Origin of the sequence: Bacillus sp. FSL R5-0820 (assembly GCF_038593385.1) — a bacterium.
Taxonomy (GTDB): domain Bacteria; phylum Bacillota; class Bacilli; order Bacillales; family Bacillaceae; genus Bacillus; species Bacillus altitudinis.
On sequence record NZ_CP151991.1, the window covers coordinates 3,166,093 to 3,191,194 of the forward strand.

Annotated in this window: 27 protein-coding genes; 2 read left to right on the forward strand and 25 right to left on the reverse strand. The window is 40.2% G+C overall.

Annotated elements, in window-relative coordinates; translation table 11 throughout:
• Positions 1-9: 9 nt before the first annotated feature.
• From NST15_RS16415 to NST15_RS16490, 16 genes are all read right to left on the reverse strand, one after another.
• Positions 10-1,536 carry a flagellar hook-associated protein 2 gene (locus NST15_RS16415; RefSeq protein WP_017357869.1) on the reverse strand — a complete coding sequence of 509 codons (1,527 nt, stop codon included), beginning with the start codon at positions 1,534-1,536 and terminating at the stop codon, positions 10-12.
• A 20-nt stretch (positions 1,537-1,556) separates the two neighbouring features.
• On the reverse strand, positions 1,557-1,898 hold the full coding sequence (gene flaG, locus NST15_RS16420) for a flagellar protein FlaG (protein WP_007499987.1): 342 nt from the start codon (positions 1,896-1,898) through the stop codon (positions 1,557-1,559).
• A gap of 153 nt (positions 1,899-2,051) precedes the next feature.
• The gene (csrA, locus tag NST15_RS16425) at positions 2,052-2,276 is read right to left on the reverse strand and encodes a carbon storage regulator CsrA (protein WP_008348252.1); all 225 of its coding nucleotides are present in this window, start codon (positions 2,274-2,276) and stop codon (positions 2,052-2,054) included.
• Positions 2,270-2,704, reverse strand: coding sequence for a flagellar assembly protein FliW (gene fliW / locus NST15_RS16430; protein ID WP_007499985.1), 435 nt, complete (start codon positions 2,702-2,704; stop codon positions 2,270-2,272). Before fliW ends, csrA begins: the two co-directional genes overlap by 7 nt.
• A gap of 28 nt (positions 2,705-2,732) precedes the next feature.
• Positions 2,733-3,311 (reverse strand): DUF6470 family protein, encoded by a 579-nt coding sequence (locus NST15_RS16435; protein WP_035701576.1) that lies wholly within the window; start codon positions 3,309-3,311, stop codon positions 2,733-2,735.
• Positions 3,312-3,357: 46 nt separating this feature from the next.
• Positions 3,358-4,269: a flagellar hook-associated protein FlgL gene (gene flgL / locus NST15_RS16440; RefSeq protein ID WP_017368141.1), complete on the reverse strand. Its 912-nt coding sequence runs from the start codon at positions 4,267-4,269 to the stop codon at positions 3,358-3,360.
• An 8-nt stretch (positions 4,270-4,277) separates the two neighbouring features.
• A complete protein-coding gene (gene flgK, locus NST15_RS16445) occupies positions 4,278-5,798 on the reverse strand; it encodes a flagellar hook-associated protein FlgK (protein ID WP_017368142.1) in 1,521 nt (506 codons plus the stop codon).
• Positions 5,799-5,813: 15 nt separating this feature from the next.
• Complete coding sequence (locus NST15_RS16450) at positions 5,814-6,296, reverse strand: flagellar protein FlgN (protein ID WP_007499977.1); 483 nt, start codon at positions 6,294-6,296, stop codon at positions 5,814-5,816.
• A gap of 18 nt (positions 6,297-6,314) precedes the next feature.
• Positions 6,315-6,578 (reverse strand): flagellar biosynthesis anti-sigma factor FlgM, encoded by a 264-nt coding sequence (gene flgM, locus NST15_RS16455; protein WP_003213252.1) that lies wholly within the window; start codon positions 6,576-6,578, stop codon positions 6,315-6,317.
• A gap of 79 nt (positions 6,579-6,657) precedes the next feature.
• A complete protein-coding gene (locus tag NST15_RS16460; RefSeq protein ID WP_017357864.1) occupies positions 6,658-7,077 on the reverse strand; it encodes a TIGR03826 family flagellar region protein in 420 nt (139 codons plus the stop codon).
• Between the two features lie 56 nt (positions 7,078-7,133).
• Positions 7,134-7,715 carry a ComF family protein gene (locus NST15_RS16465; RefSeq protein WP_227820606.1) on the reverse strand — a complete coding sequence of 194 codons (582 nt, stop codon included), beginning with the start codon at positions 7,713-7,715 and terminating at the stop codon, positions 7,134-7,136.
• A gap of 101 nt (positions 7,716-7,816) precedes the next feature.
• A complete protein-coding gene (locus tag NST15_RS16470) occupies positions 7,817-8,110 on the reverse strand; it encodes a competence protein ComFB (RefSeq protein WP_035701582.1) in 294 nt (97 codons plus the stop codon).
• A 64-nt stretch (positions 8,111-8,174) separates the two neighbouring features.
• Positions 8,175-9,554 (reverse strand): DEAD/DEAH box helicase, encoded by a 1,380-nt coding sequence (locus NST15_RS16475; RefSeq protein ID WP_342499065.1) that lies wholly within the window; start codon positions 9,552-9,554, stop codon positions 8,175-8,177.
• A gap of 119 nt (positions 9,555-9,673) precedes the next feature.
• A complete protein-coding gene (locus NST15_RS16480) occupies positions 9,674-10,516 on the reverse strand; it encodes a DegV family protein (protein ID WP_024719242.1) in 843 nt (280 codons plus the stop codon).
• A gap of 211 nt (positions 10,517-10,727) precedes the next feature.
• The gene (gene degU, locus NST15_RS16485; protein WP_008348273.1) at positions 10,728-11,417 is read right to left on the reverse strand and encodes a two-component system response regulator DegU; all 690 of its coding nucleotides are present in this window, start codon (positions 11,415-11,417) and stop codon (positions 10,728-10,730) included.
• A gap of 64 nt (positions 11,418-11,481) precedes the next feature.
• On the reverse strand, positions 11,482-12,657 hold the full coding sequence (locus NST15_RS16490; protein WP_035389673.1) for a sensor histidine kinase: 1,176 nt from the start codon (positions 12,655-12,657) through the stop codon (positions 11,482-11,484).
• A 221-nt stretch (positions 12,658-12,878) separates the two neighbouring features.
• Between NST15_RS16490 and NST15_RS16495 the strand changes: the two genes are divergently transcribed.
• Together NST15_RS16495 and NST15_RS16500 are read left to right on the forward strand one after the other, a co-directional pair.
• Entirely contained in the window at positions 12,879-13,547 is a 669-nt protein-coding gene (locus NST15_RS16495) for a YigZ family protein (protein WP_017357860.1), read from the forward strand.
• The gene (locus NST15_RS16500; protein WP_025208065.1) at positions 13,532-14,623 is read left to right on the forward strand and encodes an LCP family protein; all 1,092 of its coding nucleotides are present in this window, start codon (positions 13,532-13,534) and stop codon (positions 14,621-14,623) included. Before NST15_RS16495 ends, NST15_RS16500 begins: the two co-directional genes overlap by 16 nt.
• Positions 14,624-14,659: 36 nt before the next feature.
• On the opposite strand, the gene NST15_RS16505 is transcribed toward NST15_RS16500, so the two are convergent.
• The 9 genes from NST15_RS16505 to NST15_RS16545 all read right to left on the reverse strand — a co-directional run bounded on the left by NST15_RS16505 (position 14,660) and on the right by NST15_RS16545 (position 25,092).
• A complete protein-coding gene (locus NST15_RS16505) occupies positions 14,660-15,727 on the reverse strand; it encodes an MraY family glycosyltransferase (protein ID WP_007499956.1) in 1,068 nt (355 codons plus the stop codon).
• 134 nt (positions 15,728-15,861) lie between these two features.
• Positions 15,862-17,109, reverse strand: a complete 1,248-nt coding sequence (locus tag NST15_RS16510) for a glycosyltransferase (protein ID WP_056702935.1) — start codon at positions 17,107-17,109, stop codon at positions 15,862-15,864.
• Positions 17,078-17,833 carry a glycosyltransferase family 2 protein gene (locus NST15_RS16515; RefSeq protein ID WP_342498669.1) on the reverse strand — a complete coding sequence of 252 codons (756 nt, stop codon included), beginning with the start codon at positions 17,831-17,833 and terminating at the stop codon, positions 17,078-17,080. Before NST15_RS16515 ends, NST15_RS16510 begins: the two co-directional genes overlap by 32 nt.
• A gap of 24 nt (positions 17,834-17,857) precedes the next feature.
• Entirely contained in the window at positions 17,858-18,535 is a 678-nt protein-coding gene (locus NST15_RS16520) for a hypothetical protein (protein WP_212338527.1), read from the reverse strand.
• 61 nt (positions 18,536-18,596) lie between these two features.
• Complete coding sequence (locus NST15_RS16525; protein WP_058213546.1) at positions 18,597-20,063, reverse strand: O-antigen ligase family protein; 1,467 nt, start codon at positions 20,061-20,063, stop codon at positions 18,597-18,599.
• A gap of 39 nt (positions 20,064-20,102) precedes the next feature.
• Positions 20,103-21,032, reverse strand: a complete 930-nt coding sequence (locus NST15_RS16530; protein WP_017368146.1) for an NAD-dependent epimerase/dehydratase family protein — start codon at positions 21,030-21,032, stop codon at positions 20,103-20,105.
• Positions 21,033-21,046: 14 nt separating this feature from the next.
• Entirely contained in the window at positions 21,047-22,384 is a 1,338-nt protein-coding gene (locus NST15_RS16535) for a UDP-glucose/GDP-mannose dehydrogenase family protein (protein ID WP_046344599.1), read from the reverse strand.
• A 75-nt stretch (positions 22,385-22,459) separates the two neighbouring features.
• Positions 22,460-23,644, reverse strand: coding sequence for a glycosyltransferase (locus tag NST15_RS16540; protein ID WP_268390700.1), 1,185 nt, complete (start codon positions 23,642-23,644; stop codon positions 22,460-22,462).
• The gene (locus tag NST15_RS16545) at positions 23,641-25,092 is read right to left on the reverse strand and encodes an MOP flippase family protein (protein ID WP_342498670.1); all 1,452 of its coding nucleotides are present in this window, start codon (positions 25,090-25,092) and stop codon (positions 23,641-23,643) included. Before NST15_RS16545 ends, NST15_RS16540 begins: the two co-directional genes overlap by 4 nt.
• Positions 25,093-25,102: the final 10 nt, after the last annotated feature.

The following is a 25,102-nucleotide window of genomic DNA, read 5'->3' on the forward strand; positions in this document are numbered from 1 at the left end:
AACCTCCAATTATTGTCCAAGCAGTTGAGAAAGATAGCCAGATTGGTTGTTTAGCTTTTGAATCGCACTATCCATGGCGTTAAACTTTTTGTAGTAACGAGCTTCCACTAATTTTAAACGATCTTGGAATGTATCCATTCGTTTTGTCAAAGAATCTAAATCCTTACCAAGTCCATATTCTTTTAGCTCCATTGTTGTACTACCAGCTTTTGTTTGAATACTCTTCGTGAAGGCTGATAAGGAATTTTTGACGCGATAGATGATTCCTTGTTCTTTATATTGCTGCTGTGCTTTGTCTTTGTCTTTAGAATCAACATTTAAAGAACCAGAGATAAACATTTGTCTTACCTTTTCTGGGTCTTCTTCAATGGCTTTTTTTAATTTCTCTACTCCATTAATATTAATTAATTCAAGCTTCCCGCCATCTTTATACGAGGATGAAGTAGAAATACCGATTTGTGTCATGTGAATTTTATTCCCATCACTTGTCGTAATATCAGCATAAAAATCACTTCTTATTTTAGAGGCACCAGCTCGTAAAATAGAATCACTTCTCAGTAAGCCAGACTTAGCGGTTGTTTCCCATAACTCAATTTCTTTTTCAGACATGGCTTTTTTCTCTTCAGCCGTTAATGGTTGATAGTCTCTATTTCGCTTTTCATTCACTTTACCATTGACCAGTTCAACGAGTTCGTTGTATTTATCAACAAATTGTTTAATTTTATCAAAGATGGCATCGACATCTGTTGAAACGTTCAAGCTGACAGGCTTATCTGTTGTTCCTTTCAGCTCATATGTGATACCAGCCTGCGTGAAGGTATTATTGTTATTTTCCATTTTGAGACCATTAATTTCGTATTGCGCTTTCTGCCCTTGAGTAGTCGCAACTAATTTATTATCTCCATCCACTTGGAAGCCTAATTGCGTTAAAAATGAAGCGGAATTGCCATCTGCTGCCTTAATACTGACACCTTCACCAGTCGTACGCGAAGTCAGAGCGATCGTATCTACGTAGTTGGTTCCATCAAAGATCTGGCCTTTATAAGCCGTGACACCTAGTTGAGCATTGTTCAATTTTGACACGATTGAATCAAGGGTATCTGTATCAGTTGTATTAATGGTCACTGTTTTAGGTGTTGTAGAATCTGGTGTCGTCACCTCAAACGTGAACGTACCGTTTGCAGCAGTAAATCCAGATGTGCCAGAAGATTTGAATACGGATGCTGTCGCTAGTTGGGTCACATTAATCGAGCCAGAGGTAGCATTTGTTGAGCCAGTTGCTGTGACAGCAGATTCATTGGAGCTGGTGACCTTTTTTGCGCCATAAGTACTCGGATATGTTAAATTTAGTTTGGCAATGAGATCATCTAATTCTTTGACCTTTGAATTGACCTCGCGGTAGCTGTCTCTTTGCCATTCAAGTGTTTGTTTCTGTCGTGTCATTTTATCAAGTGGTGCTTGCTCAGTTTTCATTAGCTTTGAGACGATTTCATCAATATCAAATACATTTGAAAATCCAGTAATTCGATTAACCATGGTTTATGTTCTCCCTTCAATTACATTCTTTTATCGACAAATAAACCGACAATTTCTGTCATTGCCGCATAGAAATCAAGCCATTCTTTGGAAGGAATCTCTCTAATGACTTCTTCGGTTTGGTTATCTACGACTTTGACATAATATTCATTGAGTTTTTCATGCAATTCAAATTGAAGATGAAATTGAGTAGGTTCAATCAGCTTATTTGCTCCTTGAAGCGTTTTCTCAATTTCTTCTTTTGAAACGACTTTTCCATTTGCTTGTAAATCAGTGTTTGCATTGTCATTTTGATGATTCGTAACACGGGTTTGAAATGCATCAATCAGTGGCTCTAGCGAAGTCAACTTACCAACAGACATAGTTATTCAGCTCCTGTGCTTTAATCTATCTTTTATATCGGCTTTGAATTATTAAATTAAATATAGATGGACCGATTTGTTAAAGTTTCATATAGATGGTGTACTTCTACGGTTTCACACGGAGGAGGATCGACAAATAGGATAAAAAAATCCTCACTTTTTTTGTGAGGATAATTGAGAAAGTAAATCGAAGGACAAGCTAGCAGCACGGCTGTTTTCTTCTTGAATAGACAGGTATACTTCCTTCCTGTGAATATCAATATGCTTAGGAGCCTCAATTCCGACTTTTACTTGATCGCCTTCGATCGCAATAATTTTGACTTCAATATCGTCGCCTATTTGAATCGATTGATTTAATTTACGAGATAGAACTAACATGAGGAAGCCACCTCTAGCAAATGTTTTGTATGATAGGCTGAATCATGCAAAATGACCTGCTTGGCTTTCATGTTTTTCCGATTTACAATAATAGGCGCTCTTAAATTGGCTGTCGTTTTTTCAATAGAAGATCCCATTGTTAAAATAACCATGACTTCCACATCATTGGCATCTTCCACCCCAAGAATGTCTACAACCGATTCTTCTAAGTCAAATTCATATTGATTGAAGAACAAAAATGGGCTGCTGACAATAAAGCCTAGTTCCGCATTTTCCAAAGATTGGAGAACTAAAAATGGGGATTCCTCTGATAAAGGTAAAATGACAAATTGTTTTTGATCCAGAAATCCTGGTATCCCATTAGAGAAGTGAATGATTTGCTCCTCTTTAATCGTCACTTCACCATGGTATTTTGTTTGAATGATCATAATTCACGACCTTTTTCATTTTTCTTAACTATACCTTATCACCATTTTGACCTGTTTCGTCAACTTCTATTTTTAATTCTGGGTATTGTAACATATCAATATGAACTTTACCTGGCTGGTAGTTAACAATTGGTTTATGAGGTGTTGCCTCTATAATAGCTTTTTGCGGCTCCACATCAATTTTAAGTTCAGATGGCTGATAGTGAATTTTCACACTAAAAAATGAAGGAATCACACCGATGTTGAATTGTTTTGCTGGAGGACTGCCATTGATTTTCGCAAACTCAGCAATCGCATTCCCACCATTCTCGATCTTGATGAGTTCACTTCCTTCTTCCGCTCTACGCCCCATTCCTTCTCCAATCGCACGTTTCCCCTCCGCAGCCCATTCCTCTGAACGTCTAAAAATCGACTTAATATCCATATCGGCAAATGCCTCGGTTTGATCTATGGTTAATTTCGACGGTGTCCTTGTGATATTCATGACAGCTCTTGGCTGCTGAATCTCAAGCTCAGCTCTTGGCTGCTCTACTTCTTGCCTGGAAGGGGTTGTCGACATTTGCAGCTTTGCATAAGTTTGCTCCATTAACAATCTAGGGATTTGCATAGGTTCACCTCCATGATGCAAAAAAGCACCCAACGGATGCTTTTTCTTATCTTAAGAAATCGACAAGGGATGGCTGAATCACTTTAGCTGTCGTCGCTAAAGCAGCTCTATTTACAGTCTCTTGTTGAAGAAGATCAAGAATGGCTTTCTCACTTTCTACATCTTCGGCATCTGATTTAGCCTTTTTCAGCACTTCAAATTGCGAAGTCAAACGGCTCCCGACTAAGTCGATACGATTGGATCTAGCCCCAAGATCTGAACGCTCAGCACTCATCACTTCTTTAAACTGATCGATATTTCCTAATGCATCATCAGAATTTGTAAACGTTCCATTTTTTAATGAGTTTTCTAAATCAGTCAGCATTTCAATGACATTTTGACCACTGGCAGATTGCCCACCAAAAGCTGAAAGAGGATTTGAATTCACATTTAATGTGATTCCATCAGAAATGTTCGATTGAACCACGTTTGCATCTGTATAGTTTTCAAAGTTAAATGTAAACGTACCATCTGCATTCTCTACAACTGGTTTAACATTTGTATTCGTCCCATTAAAAACAAACTTACCTAACATCTGCGTGTTCATTGCATCAATGATTTGATTCTTCATCTGACCAATTTCCACTCCGATAGCAGCTAAATCTTCTGGCTGTTTTGTTCCATTGGCCGCATCGAGTACTTTATCTCGTATATTTGACATGATATCAATTATTTCAGTGACACTTGTTTCAGATGTATCAATCCAGTTTCGTGCCTCATTTAAATTAGTTTGGTATTGCTCATTTCGAAACATGGCTGTACTATACTGAAGACTTTTCACTGCTGCCACAGGATCATCAGACGTTTTTGTGAAACGTTTTCCAGACTGTGCCTGCTCATTAATTTTAGAGAGTTTTTCATAACTTTTACTAATATTCCGAAGTGAATTTTGAGAAATCATACCTTGCGTGACTCGCATCAGTTACCCTACCTTCCTACGACACCCATGCCGTTTATTATTTTATCTAATACTTCGTCTTGTAACGTCATAATTCTTGCAGCTGCATTATACGCATGCTGAAATTGGATCATGTTCGTCATTTCTTCATCAATAGATACAGAACTAGTTGACATCCTGCGTTCATTGGCTGAATTCACAAGAGCTGCTGAACTGCTTTCAAGGGTCATGTTCTTTTTAGCTTGTATCCCCATTTCGGCAATGACATTCTGATAGTAATCCTGAATCGTTGTGGTAGTTCCGCCGATTGGCAGCTTTAAGTTTTGAATATTAGCTAATTTCGTAGCATTCGAACCATCACCTTGCGTTTGATTAAGAGATGCAGCAATGTTATCTGTCGATGCTAAAATCACGTCACTCACTTTGATACGTGCTGCCAAGCCTTTATTCAAATCATTGTTATTCTCAATATCGAAAAAGTCTTGTCCACTTGTGCCATTTAACGTGTACCCTTGCTTATGGACATCGTTAAAAGTATCCATAAATACTTTTGCTACTTCATCCAGCTCAGCAAGCATATCTGGGTACATGCCTTTTTCAGCTCCATTAGACATGTAGCCATACGCCTCAACAAGTGCTTTTACTTTACCATTCACTTGTAATTGATCAGCTGCGATGGTTGTCGTTCCAAATTGGAGTGAGTTAACAAGTCCTGTCGTATTATCATAGGAAAGTTGTAATTCAGATTTTTCATTGGTAATGCCATTTAAAATTGTACCAGCAGATTGTCCATTAGCACCGATAATGTCGATGTTAACGGTTCCTTCAGCAATTTCCAGAGCATTTCCTCCAGAAGGGTTGTAGCTCACTTTAATATCAACAAGTGAGGAAAGCTGATCTATAAGAGCGTCTCGGGTATCATAAAGATCATTGGGAAGATAACCATTTGGCTCAACTGTTGCAATCTGTTTATTCACTTCATCAATTTGAGTTAATAGGGTGTTCACATTTTTTGCCGTTGAATCGAGTTCAGTTTTCAAATTCTTTTGTATCGTTGTTAAAGAAGAATTTAGCAGGCGGAATTGATCTACTAAAGCCTGAGCACTTGTCTTAACAACTGTACGGGCTGAAGCAGTATCAGCATTTTTCGATTCTGATAAGACTTGTAATGATTTCCAGAGATTATCAAAGGCTCTATTCAAGCCTTCATCTGTTAAATCATTCATCACTCCTTCCATTTGTGAAAGAGCATCAGACTTCGTCGCATAATAAGACAGGTTATTGTTATGATCTCTATACTGAAGATCTAAAAAGCTGTCTCGAATTCTTTCAACAGTTCCAACTTGGACACCTGTCCCCATTTGGCCGTATGTCTTGCCATCATAAACTGAAATCACTGGGTAAGGATTCTCTGCTTTAAAGGTAACTCTCTGTCTTGAGTAGCCATCAGTATTTGCATTGGATACGTTGTTTGATGTGACATAAAGCCCTGCACGCTGGGCTGTGATTCCTCGTTTTGCCGTTTCTAGTCCCATGAATGTAGAACCCATAGATATCCTCCTTGTTTACGCCTTTGAATCAAACAAAGCCCTATGCTGTTTAGGCTTTGAACTCTCAAGACCATTTTGTCCGTAATTCATATTTTCTTTGTTAGGATTCACAAGATCGAATGTCAGTGAAATAAATTGAAGTGACTGCTGAATAAGCTGTTTGTTCAGTTCGTTTACATCTTTCAGTTCCACCATGATGTCATTCAGCTTCTCATATAACGAAATAAGCTCTTCTTGATCCGTTCCTGTAGCTTTTTCGATACATGCGGTGATTGTCGGCGATTGATCACTTTGTAAAAATTGAACTGCTGCTTCAATCCGCTTTTCTTCTAATTGTGAAATGGCCTGAATATATTTTTGCTCAAGGTTCAGAACCTCTGAAAGAGCATCGATCTCGTTATTTTTCAGCATTTCTGTTTTATTCTTAGACAGCTTTAGAAGCTGTTCATGTAATCCGTAGAGACGGTGCAGTTCTTCAATCATTATTTTTACTGACATTCACGCTACTCCCTTTTGTTATTGTTGTTTATAAAAATTCAACATTTTATCTGCAATGCCTTTTGTATCTACTTGATATGTTCCGGCTTCAATGCTTTTTTTAATTTGGTCTATTTTATCTTGACGTTCTTTCATGATATTCGGCACCTTTTGCATTTCAATTGCCTTTTTAGAAATTTCGACTTTGTCAGTTGATTTTGCTTGATTCGATTGCAACGTTTGTTTCTCATATGTTTTCTTGTAAGGATTTACTGGTTGTGTTCCATATCGATTAATTTTCACGGGATTCCTCTCGCTTTCCGTTACAGTCTGTCTTGATTCTATCCATTTTATCGACCAAACTGCAACTTAGTTTAGGGAATCAGTCGTTTTTAGGATTAATGGCATAATAGGTGTCTTTTTTCCTAGATTCAATCTCCCTTTTACGCTCTTCTTCTTGGTCCATTTGGCTGATTTGCGTCTTTATATCCTTTTCACAATGGCTACACAGCTTGTTTTTCCTGATCGGTTGGCCGCATCTTTCACAAGGATAATTGATATTCGGGAATTGACTAATTTGAAGTCTTTTCAAACGGATAAATTTCAGGATTAATTCTTCATCAACTTCTGTTGCGTCTACTATTTCAGCAATGGTTGATTGTCTATTACTTTGCTTACGCAAGAATTTATAAACGATATCAAAAGAACGTTCTTCTTCTTCAAAGCATTTGTTACAAACCGTTTGGATGGTGGTTTTTAAAAATAACTGATTACATTGTGGACAGTTTGCCAATTGATTCATAACCAAAACCCCTTACGTTATTTTCTTTTCTTAATATCGGTTGATTGTCATGATTTTTAACTACGAATCAACGTAAAAGAGGAAACACTTTTGGCGCCTGCTCCTTTTAAAATTTTTGCTGCATGATAGACTGTCGCCCCAGTTGTATAAATGTCATCGATTAATACGACATCCTTTAGAACGATCGGGTTTGACTGCCTTAATTGGAACAAATTCTGTTGATGTAAACGTTCATTTTTTCTTTTCTTAGACTGCTTACTTTGATGTACTTTTATAAGTGGCTCCAATATAGGTCCGCCAATCATGGAAGCAAGCATCATTGACTGATTGAATCCTCTTTCCTTTAATCTCTCTTTACTCAAAGGAATTGGGACAAGGACCGGTTCTTTGATTGAAAAAGAACGTTTAAACGCTGACTGTACATCTTTTTTAAATAGATCAGCTAAAGCCGTATCACCTCGAAATTTAAATCGAGCTAGAATATCTTTCATAAAGTCGTTGTAAGCATAAACAGATCGATTCATCACAAGAATCTCAGCAAAATCCCGTCGTTTATTCCACCTTGAACAATCCTGACACAATTGATCATTTAATTGCGCTCTTCCGCATTTGGGACAAGTAGGACATTGAATCTTCATCAGGTGGTCCTTACATGCTACACATAAACAATCTTCATTTAATAGTAGGAATGATTTCCATGTAAAAGCAGCCACAAAATGGCTCTCACAAATTGGACAAATCAACGATTTTCTTTGTTCAACGGCAAATGATTTTCGCACCTTGGATATGTTGTGACCGTTGAAGCAGCTTCTGTCAGAATGACGAGCATCGCCGTATTTTTCTGTTTATCCACCATCTCGGATTTACTGTAGGATATTTTATCGATATCTGTTATATATTGCGGTTTCACTTGATTTAGAGAAATGGCTAATACATCTTCTATACATTTTTCACAATGACAAATCATGTTTAATTGGTTGAGATATTGATAGAGAATTTCTTTAAGTAGTATTTCTTTTGCGTTGAGTAGCATATTTTGTCTCTCCTGCCATTTGTGTTTTGTGAATATAATGTACCATGATTTAGTTGAACCCACACTATTTTTCAGAAAACTCTTTTTCAGCTGTATTATTCATTTTTACGATATGTTTCTTTGCTTGTTTCATACTTCTCGTTAAACCAAAATGAAAAAAGTACACGTCTCCATTAAAAAAATCTGGATGTCTCCCTGCTCTACCAGAAATTTGGACAAGTGCACTTTCTGTAAAAATAGGAGATTCCGCACCTAATACGCCCACTTGAACATCTTGAATGGTAACGCCTCTTTCTAGAATAGTTGTTGTAACCAATACATCGTATCTATGATCTCTGAAATGCTGGACTTTTTGCTTCCTTTCTTGATCATCGGCAGAAACTCCCTGTACATTTACACATTGAACTTGAAGAATATGAGTTACCTTCTTCATAGTAGAAATAGAAGGAACAAAGAGTAGCACTCTTTTTTTCTTTGTGATATGTTCATGCAGCCAGTTCATTGTAGATGCTGGAAGCCGATTTCTTTTTAATTTCTTTTTCCAATCTCCAACCCATTGAAATGTTGGGACAGGCAGCGGTTTTTGGTGGAAGCGCAGAGGAATTTTGATCGCTTCTAATTGTCTACAAGCAACATCCTTTTGCATTTTTTTAGATGGTGTGGCACTTAAGTAAATTCTAACTCCTGTTTTTTTCATTGACTTTAAAACAGCAAACTGAAGCCGTTCATCCATTGAATAAGGAAAAGCATCGACTTCGTCTACAATGAGGACATCAAAAGCGTTTTTATATCTCATTAGCTGATGGGTTGTAGCGATCATAAGCGGTGCCATTTGAAATCTTTGAGAACTCCCGCCATAAAGTGCAGCTATATTCAGTCCTTGAAATGCCTTTCTCATTCGAGGTTCAAGCTCAAGTACAACATCGGTTCTAGGCGTCGCAATACAAACACTCATTCCGTTATTTAGCGCATATTTTATTCCGTGAAAAAGCACCTCCGTTTTCCCCGCACCACAAACAGCCCAAACGAGCAGATCAAATTTGTTTTGGATTGCTTCTACTAGCCTATCGGACGCTCTCTTTTGCCCTTTAGAAAGTTCTCCCTGCCATGTTAATTCAACTTGTCTTGTTTCTTTCTTTTGTGGACCCGTCCATTCATAGAGAAAGCCACATTCACTTACTTTTCCCAGCATGATGCAGGATCTACAGTATACACAGTCTTTTTTACATGTTTCACACGGAGAGAGGGCAAAGTAGCGCTTGTTTGATACACCGCACCGGCAGCAGATCAAACCACCCGCCACCCTATTGACAGCAGGTGTTCTATGGATCAATCCTTGATTCTCCAGCCACTCCAATTCGGACTGTGTACATTGACATTCAATAGGAAGAAGATGCCTTGATTGTAGCTTGTGACTGAGTTCCATTGCTTTTTCCAGATTCAATTTCACGCACTACCTTTCCATTCATGTTGACCCATTATGTACAAAGAGAAGGCCTTTCGTCTAATTGTAAAAACAGAAAAACAAATCCCCTTTTCCATGAGAAAAGGGGATTTTGATATCTATCTGATGATCCAGCCAAGTGCTAAAGAGCCTTCGCCTAGATGAGTGCCAATCACGGCACCAAAGTAGCTTTTATAAAATTCAACATGAGGATACTTTTCTAATAAGTGCGCAATTAATTCATCTGCTTCTTCTTCTCTATTACCATGTATCAGAGTTGCTCTCATTGGAACACCACGTGATGCATCTTCATCAAATAATTCAAAAATACGTGAAATGGCTTTTTTGCGTGTACGAATCTTCTCAAAAGGGACAATTAGCTTGTTGTCAAAATGCAAGATAGGCTTTACCTTTAAGAGGCTTCCAATAAAAGCCTGAGCACCATTTAATCTGCCGCCACGTTGTAAATGAGTTAAATCGTCTACCATAAAATAAGCTCTTTGATTTTCTTTCAGATAATTGAGATGGGAAATCACTTCTTCTGGAGAAGCACCACCTTGGATTTTTTCAGCAGCTTCTAACACATAAAAACCTTGCGCCATACAGCTAGTCTCTGTATCAAACGGATAAATGTCGATTCCGTCAACTAGTTCATTCGCTGAGGCCGCACTATTGTATGTTCCACTAATTCCGCTTGACAGATGTATACTAATCACAGCATCATATGTTTCACTAAGTTTTTCATATAATTCTATAAGTTCACCGAAAGCAGGCTGAGAGGTTGTTGGAAGATCTTTATGTTTCTTGACTTCTTCATAATATGTCTTCCAATCCATTTCTACTTCTTCACGGTATGATTCAGTACCAAAGATGACATTCAGAGGGATCATATGAATATGATGTTTATCACGTAGTTCTTGTGGTATATAAGCAGTACTGTCTGTTACAACGGCTATTTTCATTCTTAAATACCTTCCTTATCCGTTAAGTTGCTTTTTAAAAAAGAATGATCATTGTTTTTCACTAGATTTATAATACTAATCAAAAAAGCTTGCCTAATCAATAGGCAAGCCCGCTATATCCGAAAAAGACTCCTTACCTGCCTATCATTGCTCTCTAACTTGAATGTGAGAGAACTAAAAACAGGCGAAAAAGGAGTACTTGTCCGGAACATTATCTCATTTCTACCCAGCCGTTTTTAATTGCTACAACAACAGCTTGAGTACGGTCATTTACATTCATTTTTTGCAAAATGTTACTCACGTGGTTTTTGACTGTTTTCTCACTAATAAAGAGCGACTCACCAATACCTCTGTTGCTCTTTCCGTCAGCTAACATTTGAAGAACTTCACATTCACGTCTTGTTAAGATATGAAGTGGTCTGCGAATTTCAGGATATACCTCGTGCTGTGGATGTGCTGAAACGCCGCTTGTTGCTAAGCGTCGGAATTCATTTACTAAGTTATGAGTGACTTTCGGATGTAAATAAGAGCCTCCGTCAGCTACTACTTTTACTGCTTCAATGAGGGTATCTGCATCCATTTCTTTTAACAAGTAGCCTCTTGCTCCTGTTTTTAATGCGTGTGTCACATAGTTTTCATCGTCATGAATAGATAGGATAATGACTTTTGATTCGGGATAAAGCTCTACTAGCTGTTTTGTAGCCTCCACACCATTTACATTCGGCATATTAATGTCCATAATGACAACATCCGGATGATAGTGTTCTACGATACGTGCAGCTTCGTCACCGTCGTCTCCTTCTGCAACTACTTCAAAAGTAGGTTCAAAATCTAAAATCCGTTTGACACCTTCACGGAATAATTGGTGGTCATCGATAATTACAATATTTACTTTAGTCACAAGCTACGCCTCCCCATGTTTATTGTTCTACACCTGAACTTTATGGTCAATATGTCTTTTGTCTCTATTTTACAATTTTATTTTGTAATGTTAACGGTACTCTAATCATGACGAATGTCCCTAGACCTATTTTTGAGTCTATGGTCATTTTACCTTCTAGTAAGTCTACGCGCTCTTTCATACCAAGTAACCCAAAGGATTTGTTTTTATTTGTTTTAACATCCTTCATATCAAAGCCTTTTCCATCGTCTTTGATAATTAAGGTTACAAAGTCTTTCGTCACTTCAACCTTCACAGAGATTTCTTCAGCTTCAGAATGCTTTAAAGAGTTTGTGACAGCTTCTTGAGCTAGTCTAAATAGTGCCACTTCAAATTGAGAAGCAATTCTTTCGCTTTCTGTATCACCTATGCACTGGAACGTAATTTTGGTTTTTCCATCATATTCTTCAATTGTGTTTAAGTATTTTCGAAGTGTCGGAATGAGACCCAAATCATCTAAAGCCATCGGTCTTAAATCATAAATGATTCTTCTCACTTCGTACAGTGCATTTCGCACATTCTGTCTTAGACTTCTAATTTCTTTAAAGCCTTCTTCTGTTCCACGGTCTCTAAAAATCCGTTCAATTAGTTCTGAACGCATCATCACGTTTGCCAGCATCTGAGCAGGTCCATCATGGATTTCTCGTGATACCCTTTTGCGCTCTTCTTCCTGGGCTTCAATAATTCTTAGTCCAAAATCTTGTTTTGCCTGAGCATCTTCAAGTAAAACACCGACCTGACGTAAATCTTGGTTCAAGTAGTTGAGGACGACCGTGATCTGGCTCACAAGCGTTTCTGAACGTTCAATGACGTCTTGTAAGCTTAACAATCGTCTTTCGAGATCATCTCTTCTTTCCCTCAGCTGTTTTTCGCGCTGCTGGATCATGGTCAATTCTACTTGCAGGTTATGTGCTTTTTCATAGGCTTCTCGTATTTCTTCTTCGCTGAATTTGTTGAAGTTTCTGCTGACTTCAGATAAACGATTTCTAGCATGTCTCGTATGTACTTCTAGTTTATCCCCAAAATCAATGACTTCGTTGACTTGCTGTTTAATTTGCTTAAGCTCTTCTACCAGGCTTTCATATTGTTGACGGGACTGTTCGCCGATTCTAAATACTTCGTCCTTACTGCCATCAACTGTACTTAGCATTTTCATGATGATTGAATCCAATAACTTCGGATCCATTTTAGGTGTTGTCATGGCTTTTCCCTCCCGTAACAGTGATGTCATCTTTTTTTATTATAAATGTCATTGATCTGCATTTTATGTCGAATTATAATGAAAGAATGCGTATAAATCATGAAATTTTTATGACGACCCTTTTTCCGCTCCTATCATCATAACAAAATACGCTTTAAAATTCTAAAACCAATGCAAATTTTCTCTAGCCTTACAATTTGCTTGTCAGGAGGGTATGTCTTTTGCTGAACCGCTATCTCACAGTCAAAAGCCGTGGCGAGCATGAGATCGTCATTGAAAAATCACGTTTTATTTGTCATATACAACGTGCTGTCTCAGAAGAAGAAGCACAAGCCTTTATACAATCCATAAAAAAACAACATTGGAACGCCACTCATAATTGTTCCGCCTATTTGATCGGTGAACATGATCTGATTCAAAAAGCAAATGATGATGGTGAACCAAGCGGTACGGCAGGGGTACCCATGCTTGAAGTGCTTAAAAAACGCAAGCTGAAAGATACAGTTGTTGTCGTCACTCGTTATTTCGGCGGTATTAAGCTAGGTGCCGGTGGATTAATTCGCGCGTACGGAAAATCTGTGTCTGAAGCAATCAATCATGTTGGTATGGTAGAACGCTGTTTAATGCGTACGATGCACACAACAATAGATTATACATGGCTTGGAAAGGTAGAGAATGAGCTTAGAGCCTCATCTTTTCAGCTAAAAGACATCCATTATGCAGAAGATGTGATTTTTGAAACGTATGTAGAAGAAACACAAACAGAGCAGTTCATTGAATGGATGACTGAGTTGACTAATGGAAAGAGTGTTACTAAAGAAGGCGAATTGATTTATTTAGAAAAGGACGTTGGTCCGATAAAGGAGACAGATGAATGGCACAACGAGTAAAAGTGCGTGTACGAAAGAAAAAGAGTAAGAAGAAAAAGATTTTCAAACGGATTCTGGTCTTATTTTTGCTTCTCTTCATCTGCATGGGCGGATTTGCAGTTTATAAGATTGTGAATACACTCCAAGCTGCTGACAAAACTTATGATGAATTAGAGCGCGGGGAGAAATCGAAACTCCGTGATGCTGTCATTGATATAAAGAAAAAACCTTTCTCTGTCCTATTTGTTGGTATAGAGGATTACGCCACAAATGGTGATCACGGCCGTTCAGATTCACTCATCGTCGCAACGATTAATCCTCAGGATAAAACGATGAAGATGGTCAGTATCCCCCGTGACACACGAGTACAGCTTGCTAGTGACACAACGGGAAATAAAGTAAAGATCAATGCGGCATTTGCTAAAGGTGGTAAAGACGAAACGATTGAAACTGTCGAACAATTCTTGCATATCCCAATTGACAAATATGCAACAGTGGACTTTGACGGTTTTAAGGATGTCATTGATGAAGTTGGGGGAATCGATATAGACGTTCCATTTGACTTCAATGAAAAAAGTGACGTCAAAAAATCGAAAAAGATTTACTTTAAAAAAGGGAATATGCATTTAAACGGGGAAGAGGCACTTGCTTACGCGCGAATGAGAAAACAAGATCCACGTGGTGATTTCGGGCGTAACGATCGTCAGAAACAAATCTTACGTGCCATGATTGATCAAATGGCGAAACCTCATAACATTGCAAACGTGGATAATATCGCAAAAGAAGTAAGTGATCATATAACAACCAACTTCCGCATCACAGAAGGACTTGCTCTACAGCAAATTTACAGTGGTTTCAAAGGAGACGATACTGAAACATTATCTATTAAAGGATCAGACCTTTATCTAGGACCAAATCGAACATACTTCTTTGAGCCAGATCAAACCAACTTGGCTGAGGTGCAAAATGAGTTAAGGACACATTTAAAGCTTCCTGCTGAGTCATCATCTGAAACAGATTCACAAACAAATCCAGCCTCTGGTGAAACAGGAACAACTGATACCACGACTCCTTCGAGCAATACAACAGGACAATAATAAAAACAGCCCGCCTTCCGAGGAACGGGCTGTTTTTTATTGTCTTTTGACCATACGTTTGTAGAATTTCGTAAATGGTTTAAACTCTTCGTTCACCAAACCAGTGACTTCAGCAATAACTTGCATAAACATAACCAGTAAAAAGATGATGATCAATGACAGCCAAATGGTGGCACTTGTCAGCAAAATCGCGCTTAAGCTGAAGACTAAGCCAATCATGTAAATCACAATCACTGCCATTCGATGTGATAAGCCAAAGGCCATCAGTCGATGATGGATGTGTGATTTGTCAGGTGCTGAGATAGGCTGTTTATTCAATATTCTTCTGATGATCGCAAAGGTCGTATCAAAGATAGGCACACCTAAAATAATTACAGGGACAACAACACTAAACAAAGTAACACTTTTGTACAATCCTAAAAGTGACAGGACCGAGATCATATAGCCTAAAAATAACGACCCTGTATCACCCATAAATATTTTTGCTGGATGGAAGTTATAAAAAAGAAAACCGATGGTACTGCCAATGACGACAAGAGATAACGAAAGAATCAGGATCTTGTCCGCAGAAAATGCCATGACGGCAATCGTGGTTAAACCGATAACCGAAATTCCGGCAGCCAGTCCATCTAATCCGTCAATTAAATTGATCGCATTTGTAATCCCAACAATCCATAGTACAGTCAGGGGATACGCCATCCATCCTAACTCCAGTCGATCTGTTAAGAAAGGAACAGAGAAAAAGTCCATTTTTAAGCCCGTGCTCACGATTAAGCAAGCAACGAGAACTTGCACAAGAAATTTAAATTTTGCACTTAAATTATATTTATCATCAAATATACCTAAAATGACGATGAGTACAGCGCCAACTGATATAGCTGTAATTTTATTATGTAGAAACAGCCCGCCTGCTAGTGCTCCAGCCGCTACCCCAATAAAAATCGCCAAACCGCCCATTCGAGGCATTACTCTATCATGAACTTTTCGTTTATTCGGCTGGTCCACTGCACCAATCTTAATTGCAAACTTTTTGACGATTGGTGTCACAATTAAAACTGTAGCCAGAGAGACAAAAAACGCTAATAAGGCGCGTTCGTAATCCATAGGTCAGTCTCCTTCTAAATTGAAATCTGTATTTTGTATATTGGCCGCTCTTTCCATTATACAATTGAATATAGGATGATCACAAGCTCCCCCTAAGAAGAAGAAACAAATAAAAACGCACAATCCTGAATGAATTATGCGTTTTCTTTAATATTCGTTAATTCCACCATGTTTGTGAACAGTGCGTGCCAATCTTTTTTCTTTGCCCGGCTTTGTCTTAGATGTCTGCATGTCATGTCATCTTTTTTACTGATCACTTTCTGGCAGGCTTCGACGAAGAGAGCTGGATCTTCGCCCTCTACATATTCATACACATCATTCTCTTTTAGCCTTTCCGTTGATGGAAGATTTAAACCAACAACAGGTATTCCGGCAGCTAAAAATTCATACAGCTTGAGCGGAAAAACCGCTTGATTGTAAGGAGACTGTTTGTATGGCATCATCCCTACATCAATTAATTTCATATAAGCAGGCACTTCTTCTGGTGCGACTGCTCCTGTCCATAGGACATTGGGCAGTTTGAGTGCATGCTGAAAAGATGGATCTCCATTCGTTCCATCCGGACCGACAAATAAAAATGTCCAATCTGGCTGCATGCGAGCAGCTTGAGCGATCATGTCAAAATCGAGCTTCGGCTTGATCCCACCTATAAAGCCAAGAACCGTTCCCTCTCTTCCCTCTAGCACGTCTTCCCTGCTAGGGAGGTTGCTTTTTGCAAACACATCATACTCGACGCCATTTTCGACTGTAAAGACATCTTTCGGTTCACCCATGAGCCTTTTTTTGATTTGATCATGTAAGTATTGTGAAGAGCATGTAATGCTGTGTGCATATTTAATAATGCGGTTTTCTGCTTTTACAATGACTCGCTGTCTCATATAAGAGAGAATGTTGTTTTTTCCGCTGATGGGCTCTCCCCACAGGTCACTGCAATCATACACAATATGTTTCCATTCAAATAAAGAAGATAAGAGCGGAAATCCCGGAAACGTATACCATAAACAGACGGCTATGCCCTGCTCTTCTTCTTGACGCAAATGTTCAAGAAGAGGAGATAATTTATGAAAATAAAACATATCTTGATAACGGCCAAAGCGAAAAAACTTGCTCTTGAGCACATCAGGAATGGTCATTTGCTTCATTCGATCCGTTATAGGCTGAAAGGGAGCTGAATGACGAGTGGCAGATGGGCATACCCAGATGACCTCTTTCGTTTCTGGATCAGATGCAAGAAATTCCGCCAGTCGATGCCGTCTGTACCTTAGGCCATCGTGTCCCCATTCTCCCGTTGCGACAATCACATGTATGATCGACTCTGCTTTCACCTTTATCACCTTTTTTCCCTTCTGTTTATAAGCGCTTTTTGACAGCATTTGTGGCATAGTGCATAAAACACCAAGATGCTTTCACAAAATGAAGCTGCTCAATTTCTCTGTAGACAAACCATGTTTTTTTCGCTGCTTTCCACTTGTTACTAGAAATCGAGTTTCCCACGATGCGATATTCACTGAGCGGCTCATTCATTCCATAGGCAGTAAATCCTTTTTTTAAAATAGAAAGCCATGTGGCTAAGTCCTGCCTTGTTCGAATGTTTGGCATTTCCACGTGTCCTACTTGCTGAAGATCGAGCATCACCGTCAAACAGCCGATAATCGTATTTTTTAAAGCTTCATTGTAGTTCAACTGAGCCGGCGCTGTGACGGTTTTTTGTAACGGCTCTCCATTTTCTGAAATGATGTCATATGCCGTGAAAGTAAAGGCATGATCATTTTCTAACATAAACTTGACCTGCTTTTCGAGCTTTGTCTGTTTCCACATATCATCGCTATCTAAAAAAGCGATAAAGCGGCCTTTCGCCTGTTTGATGGCTGTGTTTCTAGCAATAGCGGCTCCCCCGTTTTCCTCTAAATAAATGACGTTGATTCTGTCGTCCGTCTGACTTAATTCCCCTAACAACTTCCTTGTGCCATCTGTTGAGCAATCATCTGCAATGATCAGCTCCCAGTTGGAATAGGTTTGGGCAAGGACGGAATGAACTGTATCCGTTAAATAACGTTCCGCATTATACGCCGGTGTAATAATTGATACTAACGGTTGATTGTTCACCTAAGACTCATCTCCAGTTCATCATTAAGATTCTTTGAACACTTCAGGTAACACCACAAACATAAGCGAGATGCTAAGGCCAATGACAAGTCCAAGCAGTGCTCGTTTTTTCGCTGACATCCCTTTGTTCCCTTCATCAAGTACTTGGGCAGGATCGACAATCTTTGCCTGCTTCATCCCGAGCTTTGTCGATTCCAATTCATATAAAAATCGTTCTTTATCGACCTTGGAGTCATTGCTGACAGATTCATCTTCAAGAGCGGATAGTCTCCTTTCAATGACTTGCTGTCTTTTCGTAAATAAGGCTTTGTCCTGCTTTAAAAATGTATCTGACACTTGTTTCACTATCGCCAAAGCTCGAGCTTGATCAGCATCTGTAAACGACAACTGCAATTGTGTATCGGACTGGTTAGTGAGAATCAAACGATTTTTCACATCCTGCCTTTCTTCTTCCTTTACATCACGGAGTGCTTGATTCAGAAATGCATCACTTTTTAATAGAGATGTCACTTCTTCCATATTGTTATACACACCGTCGTCATATTTCCCAAGCGTCAAGGTCACAGCAGCTGTGTAACTAGACTGTTCTACTGTCCCCTTGGCAAAAAAGAAACCAAAAGCAGCTAATGCGACAGGCAGCAGCACAAGCCAGACGATATATTTTTTCATTCGCTTCCCTATTCTTAACATAAAACCAGACATGCTCATTCTCCCAACATTGACGTATTTGCTTTTTCACTAGTGTAGCCATACAAACTCAGCATCACACGTTTGCCCACGGCTTGAAGCGCTGTTTATTTTTCATGATATTGACCGCTGCGATCACTAGCCCTAGAAACACCCAGTGGAAATATAAATTCGAGACCGAACTCGGACTGATACTTGAGACGAGAAAGCTCAGCATGGCAGCAAATAGACCTTCAATGATCATCTTGGCTGATCTCGTGTCAGCCAATTGGTATTGTTTGTACAGTGAGAACATGAGATAGGCATACACTGAGATATAACCTAGCATGACGGCAAACCCAAAATTCGTCATCACCTCTAGCAGCCAATTGTGAACTTCGACGACCTGATCTGTATCAAAGATAGAAAAGTGAGCTAAGTAATAAGACACATTGCCCGCTCCGACTCCGAAGCCATATGAATTCGTAAAGAAATGCCAGGCGTTTTTGATTAAATTCGCCCGGGCAATGTTGGACGGAAGTGGTTCGCTAAAAGAATGAGCGACCTGAGAAGCGAGAAACAAGTCATAAAAGACAGAATAGATTTTGGCTGAAAAAATGGCGATACAGATGATACCAAGCCCGCCTGCTGCCATGATAGACCACTTTTTTAAAAAGCGAGGCATCAGTAGCCATACATAGATTGCCGCTCCAGCTAATATGCCAAGCAAACTGGCGCGCGATTCTGTTAACAAAATAAGATACAGCGCTAAGATGGCTCCTAGTAATCCGAACGCTTTGATATAACCATTTTTCATTTGGCGCATGCACGCCACATATAAGAAAAAGCTAATAGATAAAAACGTCGCAAAGTCATTTTGGTTAAAGAAGACAGCCGTAGGATAGTGCTGTTTGTACGCTGGTCCAAGATACAATGAGGTATTCGGTAAATGATTCAAGGTCAAGTGATTATAGAACCCGATTCCCATAACAAATACAGTCATGACTAGCCAAATACTATAAAAAGTTACGATCTGATCCATTCGCTGAATGTACATGACCACAAGAAAGACAAAACCCATTCCCATCGCAAGAAGAGACATATATTTCAGGCCGTCTGTGACCGAATGAGCCCAAAGCAGTGAGATGAGCCCGTAAAGAAACCATGCAGCGAAAAAACCAAGAATGCCTTTAACACGAATTTGCTGCCACTGGGATATGTACGTTCCTTTGTCTCTCATCCGCCATATGAATAAAGCAAAGACGGCCAAGAGCATGATGCGGTAGAGAAAGAGACTAAAGAACCCGGCACTAATAGAGAAAAAAGCATTATTGAGAAATGTTAATGCAATTAAAAGGTAAATGGCTGACATGAATATGTGTTCACCATTCATGTAGAGCTTCATACATATAGCAGCCGCCATGAGCACCACAAGTAAAACCGGAATGACCACCATCTTCTTTAACCCGATAGGCTGTGCGGATGCCATTTGTACAAGCCCTATACCCGCTGCTAATAACATACATCCGATCATGATTTGCCATGCTGTTTGTTTCACACTCATACCTATTTTCCTCCTAAGCAACCCATCCGATTTGAGGGATTAAGCCTTTACTTCCTGTTCATAGTAGGAAATGGTACGAGCCAAACCTTCTTGTAAAGTCACAACAGGCTCCCATGCTAAGACTTGTTTCGTTTCCTCATTTGCCAATGTACTATGCACAATATCTCCTGCACGCTGCGGCTTATAAATCGGTTCAAGATCTGATCTCGTGACTCGCTTCATCGTTTGAAACAGCTCATTCACCGTAATGGAATGACCACATGAGATATTTAAACAAACGTTTGATTGAGCTGTTAAAGCTGCAACATTCGCTGCGGCTAGATCGCCTACATAGATGAAATCTCTTGTTTGTTCCCCGTTTCCGAAGATGAAAGGTGCCTCATGTTTTGCAAACTTATCAGAAAAAATTGAGACAACACCACCTTCACCAAGTGCGTCTTGGCGCGGACCATATACATTGCTGTACCGCATAATACAATAGTCCACATCATAGAGTGATTTTGCCATCTCTAAGTATCGTTCAACTGTCAGTTTCGACAAGCCATAAGGTGAACCAGGCTGTAGCGGATGAGCTGTGTCGACCGGCAGATAGACTGGGTCTCCATAAACTGCTGCCGATGAAGCAAACACCACTTTCTCTACCCCGGCTTCAGCCGCTGCTTTGATCACATGCAGCGAGCCTTTAATATTGACCTCTTCGTCGTAGACGAAATGTTGAACCGAAACGGCTACACTCACTTGCGCTGCAAGATGAATGATATAATCTGGTGCAATGTGTTTGATCAAATCGACCGTTTCTGATTTTGTGACATCTGCTTCAATGCATTGTACGGATAGATGAGCGATATTTTCCTTCGATCCAGTTGAAAAGTTATCAAGAACGATAGGCTCATATCCTTTCTCTAATAAAGCCTCTACCGTATGAGATCCTATAAATCCACTTCCCCCAGTGACCAATACTTTCTTCATCCAAGTTCCCCCTATTATTGTGCCTTCGATACCAATTCTGTTTCCCATACGCCTGGGCGGCCGATGGACTGGTAAATAAATCCTCTCTCTTTCATTTCTGCTGGATCAAACAAATTCCTTCCATCAATTAAAATGGGAGAACGAAGCAGCTGCTTGATCTGATCTTTATCCATCTTCTGTACGTCATCCCATTCCGTTAAGATGAGACAAGCATCTGTATCTTTCACTGTTTCATAGAGATCATTGCTGAAGACCGCCTGCGGGCCAAGCTCTCTTTCTGCTTCTATATAAGCAATTGGATCATAGGCTTTGACAAAAGCTCCGAGCTCTCTCAGCATTGGGATAATATCTAGTGCTGGTGCTGAACGCATATCGTTTGTATTTGGTTTAAATGCGAGCCCTAAAACGGAAATCGTTTTTCCTTTAATATCACCGAACACACTCATCAGTTTGCTGACAAGATGGGCTCTTTGGTGGTTGTTTGTTTCAATGACAGATTCGATCAGCTTGAACCGGTAGCCAGCTGTTTCGGCAATTTTGAGAAGAGCCATCGTATCTTTTGGGAAACAAGAACCACCAAATCCAATGCCTGCTTTTAAAAATTTATGCCCGATCCGGCTGTCTAACCCAACGCCTTCGCTGACTTTTTCCACATCAGCACCAACTCTCTCGCAAATGTTCGCAATGTCATTGATGAATGAGATTTTTGTGGCGAGCATGGCATTTGCCGCATACTTAATCATTTCTGCACTTTCTAGATTGGTCTCAACCACTTCTGTTTGAAACGGATCATGCAATTTTTTAATGATCGTGGATGCATGTGCACTTGTAGAGCCAATCACCGCTCTCTCCATATTCATCGTATCTTGAATAGCTGAACCTTCCCGCAGAAACTCTGGATTGGAGACGACGTCAAATGGATATTTACTGCGTGAAGCCTTTTGAACAATGGCTTGAACAAGACGTCCTGTTCCAACTGGCACTGTGCTCTTATTCACGATGATTTTGTAGCCATTCAGGTGTTCCCCAACCGTTTGAGCCACAGCTTTCACGAATGTTAAATCCGCTTCCCCCTGAGGTGTCATTGGTGTTCCTACCGCAATATAAATAATCTCTGATTCTCGAATTGCAGCGGGAATATTGGTTGTAAAACACAATCTTCCCTCTTCTGTATTCTTCTCAATCAATTCCTTTAAGCCCGGTTCATAAATTGGAACGAGACCGCTTTTTAAGCTGTTGATTTTTGATTCGTCGATGTCACAACAAATGACGCGATTTCCGATATCAGCAAAACAAGTACCCGATACTAACCCGACATATCCTGTTCCAATCACAGCAATTTTCTTCAACATGTTTCATCCTCTCAGTAAAAGCATATTGGTCGTTCCAAACTGTTTATCTATCAGTCTTTGCACATTTCATCCTGTTTAAACGGTGGATGTTGATTGATTCAGCACCTTTTCATATTGCTGAATCAGGAGCGTAGCATTATGTGATGATGAATAATCTGTATGGACGATGTGGTGAAGATCGTTCTTCACTTGCTCGTTCCATCTGTTTTCATAAAGATAAGCGTGAATCGCTTCTTTTAGCTGACTCGTTGAACGCGGTTCAATGAGCAGATGTTGATAGGTAGAAAATAGTGATGGGAGACCACCAACCCGTGTTGCGATGACAGGCAGTTTTAAAGCGAGCGACTCAAGGACGACAGTCGGCATTCCTTCACTGTAGGATGGAAGGGCAAACAGGTCAGCTGCCATTAAATAATGTTTGACTTGTTCATTCGGCACCTGCCCCGGGAGTATAATGGATTCTCCCGCCCGTTCGGCCAGCTCCTTTGCGAGGGGGCCTTTTCCGACAAAGACGGCTTTTACACCCTCCATCCCGCTGACAGCTTCCGCTAATTCAAGCAAACCTTTCTCTTTGACTAAACGGCCGACAAAAACGACGAGCTTGTCGTGAAGCGGTAAACCAATCTGCTTTCTGATGGCTGTTTGATCCTCTGGTGTTCTAGAAAATGACTTGAGCGGAATTCCCAGCGGAAGACATTGTGCATCCACCTCTGTCATGTCATGTGTTTTCTTTGCCAGCTCTTCACTCACTGTGAGAACAGCAGACGCCTGTTTTACTGCTGCTTTAAAGGCTGCAAGCGCCCCTTGGCTATAGGTTGGATAGACGTTCACATCACTGCCGTGTAAGGTCAGAAGATAAGGGATGTTTGCTTCCTTTTTGATCACAGCTGCTGCGCCGCCAGACGGCATGGCAAAGTGCGCATGGATGAAATCCGGTGACAGTTCATAACGCTCCATTGCGCGCAGGACAGAAGCTGCGATTCGTTTACTCGGCTGAGCCCATTTTAGCTGTCCAGGCAGCGCTGTATAGAGCGGTCTGTAAACCGGCACGCCGCACCTCACTTCCTGCTCGGGAAGATCTTTTCTCTGACGATAGGAAGCTTTAAGCATCCGTAAGATAGGCGGATTGACAGGAGTAGGACAAATCACGCTCACTTCTACGCCTTTTTTGACCAGCTCCTGCACTTGCGTTTCATGGAAGACGCCTTCACTTGGATGTTTTTCACTAGGATATACACTTGTCAGCCATAGCACCTTCATGACGAACGACCTCTTCTCCAAAATTTCCCTGCCATCTGCGGATACATTTTGACAAGCAGCAAGCTATATAAAGCCGCACTTAAACCAATCGTGAGTAGTAATTGAAGCAGTATATCCGCTGATGTCAGCTTCATCCCTTGATGAACAGCCACTGCGCAGCCGGCCATTAATAGCGTCATGACAGCAGGCTTTACGAGTGATTTTACATACACCTTCATATCTAGCTGAATGACATAAGCCATCAGCCACCTGCCGACAATGAAGTTCAGCAGGCTGACCCCTGAGTAGACCCAAGCTACAGTCAATAGACCGCCCGTATGGACTCCTGCATATAAGGCGCATCCATATATGATGAGCATGCCTGTATCCCAATAAAAAGCTAAGTCCGCTCTCCCTTTTGCAAGAAGGATGGAACCATTTGGATTCATCAGCACACGAAGTAGACCGACAATGCACAAAATATTCAAAACCGGGACCGCCACTAGCCATTTCTCTCCAAACACTACTTCTATAAAGCTATCTGATACGGCAGCAAGACCGATGAGTAGTGGAAAACTAATGAGTGCGAGCATATTCGTCATACTGAGGAAGCCCTCACGCAGCCTAGAATGATCACGCTGACTTTTTGCGAAAACTGGGAAAGCCACTCTCGTCACAATCGGGTTAATTTTCAGCACCGGGATTGTGACGATTTGATAAGCCAGGCTGTAAATCCCTAATGCCTCTGCTCCAAGAAACCGTCCAATTAAAATCATGTCGATATTTGAGCCTGCCCGATTGACAAGCCTTGACGCAAGCTGGAAAGCCCCGAAGGAGAAAAACTCTTTCACTTCCCCTAATGCGAAAACGGGTGCTGGGCGCCACTTCTTCCAATAAGCCGCTGCATACATGAGACCTTTTCCTGATTGAAGCAGCACTTGAGAGACCACATAGGCCACAATTGGATTGATAAAAAAGGCTAGGATAAGTAGAACAATCAGCGAAATGATCGTCGCTATCGTCTCAATCGTACTTAAGGTTTTAAAGGCTAAATCTTTCTGCATCATATATTGGTATTGCTGACCAATTGGTGCAATGAGAAACATGATTGATAATAACTTGAGCAAGCCTTCCAGCTCAGGTCTGGCATAAAAGGCGGCAATCAAGGGACTTGCGAGGATCAATACACAAAACAAGAGAATTCCCGTCAGCAAGTTGATCCAATATAATGTAGATAATTGACGTTTCGTCGTTTGTTCCTTTTGAATGATCGCAGCACCGATGCCTAGATCAAGTAAAATCTGTGTAAATATTGTGACAGTTGTGATCATGCCAACGAGTCCAAATTCTTTCAGCGACATTACGTTCCCTAAAAAGGCGAACTGTGCAATTTGGACGATGGTAATGATCAATGCGGACAAGCTTGTCCATTTTGCTCCGCCCAGCAGGCGATTTTTCATACTTGCCATTTCTCTTCCC